Origin of the sequence: Acinetobacter sp. UBA3132, from assembly GCF_002364825.1 — a bacterium.
Lineage (GTDB): Bacteria > Pseudomonadota > Gammaproteobacteria > Pseudomonadales > Moraxellaceae > Acinetobacter > Acinetobacter schindleri.
The window spans coordinates 1-4090 of sequence record NZ_DEZM01000176.1 but is presented as its reverse complement, the minus strand read 5'-3'; the positions used below and the strand labels follow the sequence as shown (position 1 = coordinate 4090).

Here is a 4090-nt window from a genome sequence, read left to right as displayed (position 1 = left end):
AAGGCCCCGAAGGGCCTTTTTAGAACATTTTATATATACTTATTCCGCATTGACGGTTTTTTCAGTAACTTCTTCCGGATTTTCCAGCAACAACTTTTTGCCAATCGGAATTTGTCTTGGCAATTTTTCTTCCGGAATTACACGCTGCAGGTCAATTACGAGTAGACCGTTAGCATAATCTGCCTGCTGTACTTCAATGTGTTCGTCTAAACGCAGTGATAGTTTGAAGGCACGACGGGCTATACCTTTATGTAGATACTCAGTACCTTCAATCTGAACAGCTTCAGGTTTTCCAGAAATTGTCAGCAAGCGATTTTCAAGAGAAATACTCAACTCTTCCTGGTTAAAACCGGCGGTGGCTACGACAATTCGGTAACGGTTTTCACCATGTTTTTCGATATTGTATGGCGGATAATTTGGCGCATCGCTTTGCATGGCATAATCAATGAAATCATTGAGGCGATCAAAGCCAATGCTGCGGCGGAATAATGGATGAAGATTGATATTACTCATTATTAGAACCTCCTGAGGTCAGCAAAGTTTTAAAAATAAGAAAACACCGCTGTCATGATGATCATCGACAGGGCAAAAGATGGATAGACCATCCTTATGCAGAAATAAATATGTGTTCAGGCTAGAAATTTTCAAGAAAATTCAGTGAAATTTTTTTAAAAATTAATTAATTTATTGAAATTAAATTAAAAATTATTTTATTAAGCATTGCTTGTTGTTTTTGACCAGATCCATTATTTTGTTGGAATACCATAATAAAGGTGTATGGAGTATAGGCACGAATGATTGATTTATATTACTGGGGTACACCCAACGGTCATAAGATTACAATCGCATTAGAAGAAATGGGGCTGCCTTATCAGATCCTTCCAGTCAATATTCTGGAAAATGACCAGTTTCAGCCAGACTTTCTGGCAATCTCACCGAACAATAAAATTCCAGCTATTGTCGATCAGGATGGACCAGATCATGGGTCGATTTCAATCTTTGAATCGGGTGCCATCTTGCAGTATTTGGGACGTAAAACCGGACTGTTTTATCCGACCGATGAGATTAAGCGGATTCAGGTGGAACAATGGTTGATGTGGCAAATGGGTGGGCTAGGCCCGATGCTGGGACAGAACCATCACTTTAGCCGTTTTGCTCCAGAGCGGATTCCTTATGCAACAGAGCGCTATGTGAATGAGACCAAGCGCTTGTATGGTGTACTGGACAAACAGCTGGTCGGTCAGGACTATGTCACTGGCGAATATTCAATTGCCGATATGGCGATTTTCCCCTGGTTACTTCGTTATGAGTGGCAAGGTATTGATTTAGCGGATTATCCTGAAATCAGTCGTTATATTGAGCGTATGCAGGCACGTCCTGCTGTGCAAAAAGCATTAGCGATTCAGGTCAGTTAATCTGCGATTGTTATGTTAAGATGTACAAAAGTTATTAAAACCACCGATTCAGGTGGTTTTTTATTGGATATGAGCATGAAAGCATTTTTCCTGAACTTCACTCGAATTGTGGAAACTAATCCTCGAATTTACTGGAGCATTATCTTTGGTTTAGCTGCCTGTTTGGCCTTGTTTGTGGCTGAGATTGTGCATATTCAGCTGGTTATTAATGAGCTGAATACCAAGGATCAGAGCGCATTGGCTGAGGCAATTTTGCCATTGGCAACCAAATATAAATGGTCTCGTATCTTTGCAATCATATTCGCTCTTTTCTGGTCAAATATGGAATATCTGAAAGCTAAAAGACAATTAAGACTGACACGCTAAACAGTCGGATCACTTAGATGGCATTACTGATTCTGTTTTTGTCTGCCTTTGGCGCAGCAACTTTATTGCCTTTGCAGTCAGAAGCGGTATTGTTAGGATTACTGGTCAATAGTAGCTATTCAGCATTTACTTTGATCGCTGTTGCCAGTGTAGGGAACATTCTCGGCTCTTGCGTGAATTGGTATTTAGGTCTAAGAATTGAGCAGTATAAAGACCGGAAGTGGTTTCCAGTGTCTGAACAGCAGATGCAAAAAGCACAAAGGAGCTACCAGAAATACGGTTATTGGTCCTTGTTGCTGAGTTGGGTGCCCATGATTGGTGATCCAATTACCTTAATTGCAGGATTGCTTAAGGAAAACTTTGCTCGATTCTTACTAATCGTGAGTATTGCGAAAATCGGGCGCTATCTGTTTATTTACATGGCTTATAGCATGATTTAAAAAAGAGGCTTAAAGCCTCTTTTGGTTTATTTACATTCATTCAGTTTAAACTGAATTTGATCCTTAAAGCTGGATGGTTTATACAACCATAGGGTACTTGCGCGGCGTTTAGTACTGATTTGTGTACCTTTTAATGCATTTGTTACTTGCTGATCTAATTGATAAATACCTGAGCCTTTTCTGATATTGACTTTCTTAATCTCGCCTTTGCGATTGGCTTTAATCTGAAATTCTACTGTTCGGTCATGTTCATTCAGTAAATCTGTATTAACGTTCAGCTCAGGTTGGTTGAGATACTGGAATTTAGTTTTTTGCTGCTGCTGTTGTGCTTGCCAATTTTTAGAGTTGAAACTGTATTCACAAAATTCCTGATCCTGATCAGTCAATTTCAGGTTAAACACCTGATAGCCAATGATCGGTAGTGCTGTTTTATTTTCAATATGTGGTCTAACTTCAGCAGATTTCACGGCATTAAGTAGTAGCTGATCCAGCTGCTGGTAACCGGTACTGTCCTGAATGGCAGCCTGTTTGATGTGTCCCTGCTCATTGGCATAGATACGTACCACCGCAGAACGGTCCTGACCTTTTAAATCTTCATTGCTATATTTTGGTTTGGGAAACTTGGTCCACTCAATGCGTGTCGTCAAATGTGTTGGCTGCACATCAATGGTCTGTGTGGGCAATTGCGGTGCTTTTTTTGTTGATGCGCTATAGCTTGCTGCAAAGGGAAAGCTCAACAACAGGGTCATACACAGAATACGTTTCATAAGTTTCGGTCTTGAATCAAGCAAAGAGGATGTCCAATTTTGAAGCGCAGTATTTCTTGAATTGGCAATACTGGCAAGTATCTCATTCAAAATAATTTATTTTTCTGCCTTGTGAATCTTGAAGGTGATAATTAAAAAATCATGATTGATGCAAAGTTATAAATGTATTACTGCAGGAGTCAGAAGTTTTTTTATGAGAAAGATGCGTGGATTATAAAAAAACTTGGATTAGTCAGCTTGATATTTCATCGCGCAATATTTATGGGAAATAGGATTAAGTACCTGTCATCTATCTTTTACTTTTAATACTGCTTTTGTTTTAAACAAAGATGCTTTAGAATATCGGCTCCCTTACCTGCAGGGCGTCTTTGCAATGGTGCAGACGTGCCGAACAGGTGTTCAAAAGAGGTTGTTATGCCTAAGATGAAAACTCGCCGTGGTGCAGCTAAACGCTTCAAAGCGACTGCTAACGGTTTTAAGCGTAAACAAGCGTTCAAACGCCACATTTTGACCAAAAAATCTGCTAAGCGTATTCGTCAATTGCGCGGCTGTGTAATGGTTCACGTAAGTGACGTTGCTTCAGTTCGTCGTATGTGCCCGTACATCTAAGGAGATTATAAATGGCTCGTGTAAAACGTGGTGTACAGGCTCATCGCCGTCACAAAAAAATTCTTGCTCGCGCTAAAGGTTACTATGGTGCTCGTTCACGCGTTTACCGCGTAGCGTTCCAGGCGGTAATCAAAGCTGGTCAATATGCTTACCGTGACCGTCGTCAGAAGAAACGTCAATTCCGTGCTCTATGGATTGCGCGTATCAACGCTGGTGCTCGTCAAAATGGTTTGTCGTACAGCCGTATGATCGCTGGCTTGAAAAAAGCTCAAGTGATTATCGACCGTCGCGTACTTGCTGACATCGCTATGCATGACGCAGTTGCGTTTGCAGCGCTAGCTTCTAAAGCTAAAGATGCATTGGCTGCATAAGTCTTTATGACTTAGAAAAAAGATCGCTTTTAGCGGTCTTTTTTTTGTCTGATGAAAAAGTATAAGCTATTTAAAATATGACAAATGACTTAGTGCTAATGAATGAGAAAGATGAAGTACGA

At 40.4% G+C, this 4090-nt stretch carries 7 protein-coding genes; 5 read left to right on the top strand and 2 right to left on the bottom strand.

Annotated elements, in window-relative coordinates; all coding sequences use genetic code 11:
- Nucleotides 1–39 precede the first annotated feature (39 nt).
- Complete coding sequence (locus B4033_RS09580; protein ID WP_004889904.1) at nucleotides 40–513, bottom strand: Hsp20 family protein; 474 nt, start codon at nucleotides 511–513, stop codon at nucleotides 40–42.
- A 281-nt stretch (nucleotides 514–794) separates the two neighbouring features.
- On the opposite strand from B4033_RS09580, the gene B4033_RS09575 reads away from it, so the two are divergent.
- From B4033_RS09575 to B4033_RS09565, 3 genes are all read left to right on the top strand, one after another.
- A complete protein-coding gene (locus tag B4033_RS09575; protein WP_286833468.1) occupies nucleotides 795–1415 on the top strand; it encodes a glutathione S-transferase family protein in 621 nt (206 codons plus the stop codon).
- A gap of 75 nt (nucleotides 1416–1490) precedes the next feature.
- The gene (locus tag B4033_RS09570; RefSeq protein WP_286833466.1) at nucleotides 1491–1781 is read left to right on the top strand and encodes a hypothetical protein; all 291 of its coding nucleotides are present in this window, start codon (nucleotides 1491–1493) and stop codon (nucleotides 1779–1781) included.
- A gap of 17 nt (nucleotides 1782–1798) precedes the next feature.
- Nucleotides 1799–2221 carry a YqaA family protein gene (locus B4033_RS09565; RefSeq protein WP_071320414.1) on the top strand — a complete coding sequence of 141 codons (423 nt, stop codon included), beginning with the start codon at nucleotides 1799–1801 and terminating at the stop codon, nucleotides 2219–2221.
- Between the two features lie 26 nt (nucleotides 2222–2247).
- Here the strand turns inward: B4033_RS09565 and B4033_RS09560 are convergent, their stop codons facing one another.
- The gene (locus tag B4033_RS09560; protein ID WP_004813015.1) at nucleotides 2248–2988 is read right to left on the bottom strand and encodes a TonB family protein; all 741 of its coding nucleotides are present in this window, start codon (nucleotides 2986–2988) and stop codon (nucleotides 2248–2250) included.
- Between the two features lie 414 nt (nucleotides 2989–3402).
- Between B4033_RS09560 and rpmI the strand changes: the two genes are divergently transcribed.
- Both rpmI and rplT read left to right on the top strand, forming a co-directional pair.
- Nucleotides 3403–3597: a 50S ribosomal protein L35 gene (gene rpmI / locus B4033_RS09555; RefSeq protein ID WP_004278281.1), complete on the top strand. Its 195-nt coding sequence runs from the start codon at nucleotides 3403–3405 to the stop codon at nucleotides 3595–3597.
- Nucleotides 3598–3608: 11 nt separating this feature from the next.
- Nucleotides 3609–3968 carry a 50S ribosomal protein L20 gene (rplT, locus tag B4033_RS09550; RefSeq protein ID WP_004647525.1) on the top strand — a complete coding sequence of 120 codons (360 nt, stop codon included), beginning with the start codon at nucleotides 3609–3611 and terminating at the stop codon, nucleotides 3966–3968.
- Nucleotides 3969–4090: the final 122 nt, after the last annotated feature.

What these genes read in the sequence shown, in the direction of transcription:
- B4033_RS09580 (WP_004889904.1), bottom strand. Translation starts at nt 513, where the DNA reads ATGAGTAATATCAATCTTCATCCATTATTCCGCCGCAGCATTGGCTTT.
- B4033_RS09575 (WP_286833468.1), top strand. Translation starts at nt 795, where the DNA reads ATGATTGATTTATATTACTGGGGTACACCCAACGGTCATAAGATTACA.
- B4033_RS09570 (WP_286833466.1), top strand. Translation starts at nt 1,491, where the DNA reads ATGAAAGCATTTTTCCTGAACTTCACTCGAATTGTGGAAACTAATCCT.
- B4033_RS09565 (WP_071320414.1), top strand. Translation starts at nt 1,799, where the DNA reads ATGGCATTACTGATTCTGTTTTTGTCTGCCTTTGGCGCAGCAACTTTA.
- B4033_RS09560 (WP_004813015.1), bottom strand. Translation starts at nt 2,988, where the DNA reads ATGAAACGTATTCTGTGTATGACCCTGTTGTTGAGCTTTCCCTTTGCA.
- rpmI (WP_004278281.1), top strand. Translation starts at nt 3,403, where the DNA reads ATGCCTAAGATGAAAACTCGCCGTGGTGCAGCTAAACGCTTCAAAGCG.
- rplT (WP_004647525.1), top strand. Translation starts at nt 3,609, where the DNA reads ATGGCTCGTGTAAAACGTGGTGTACAGGCTCATCGCCGTCACAAAAAA.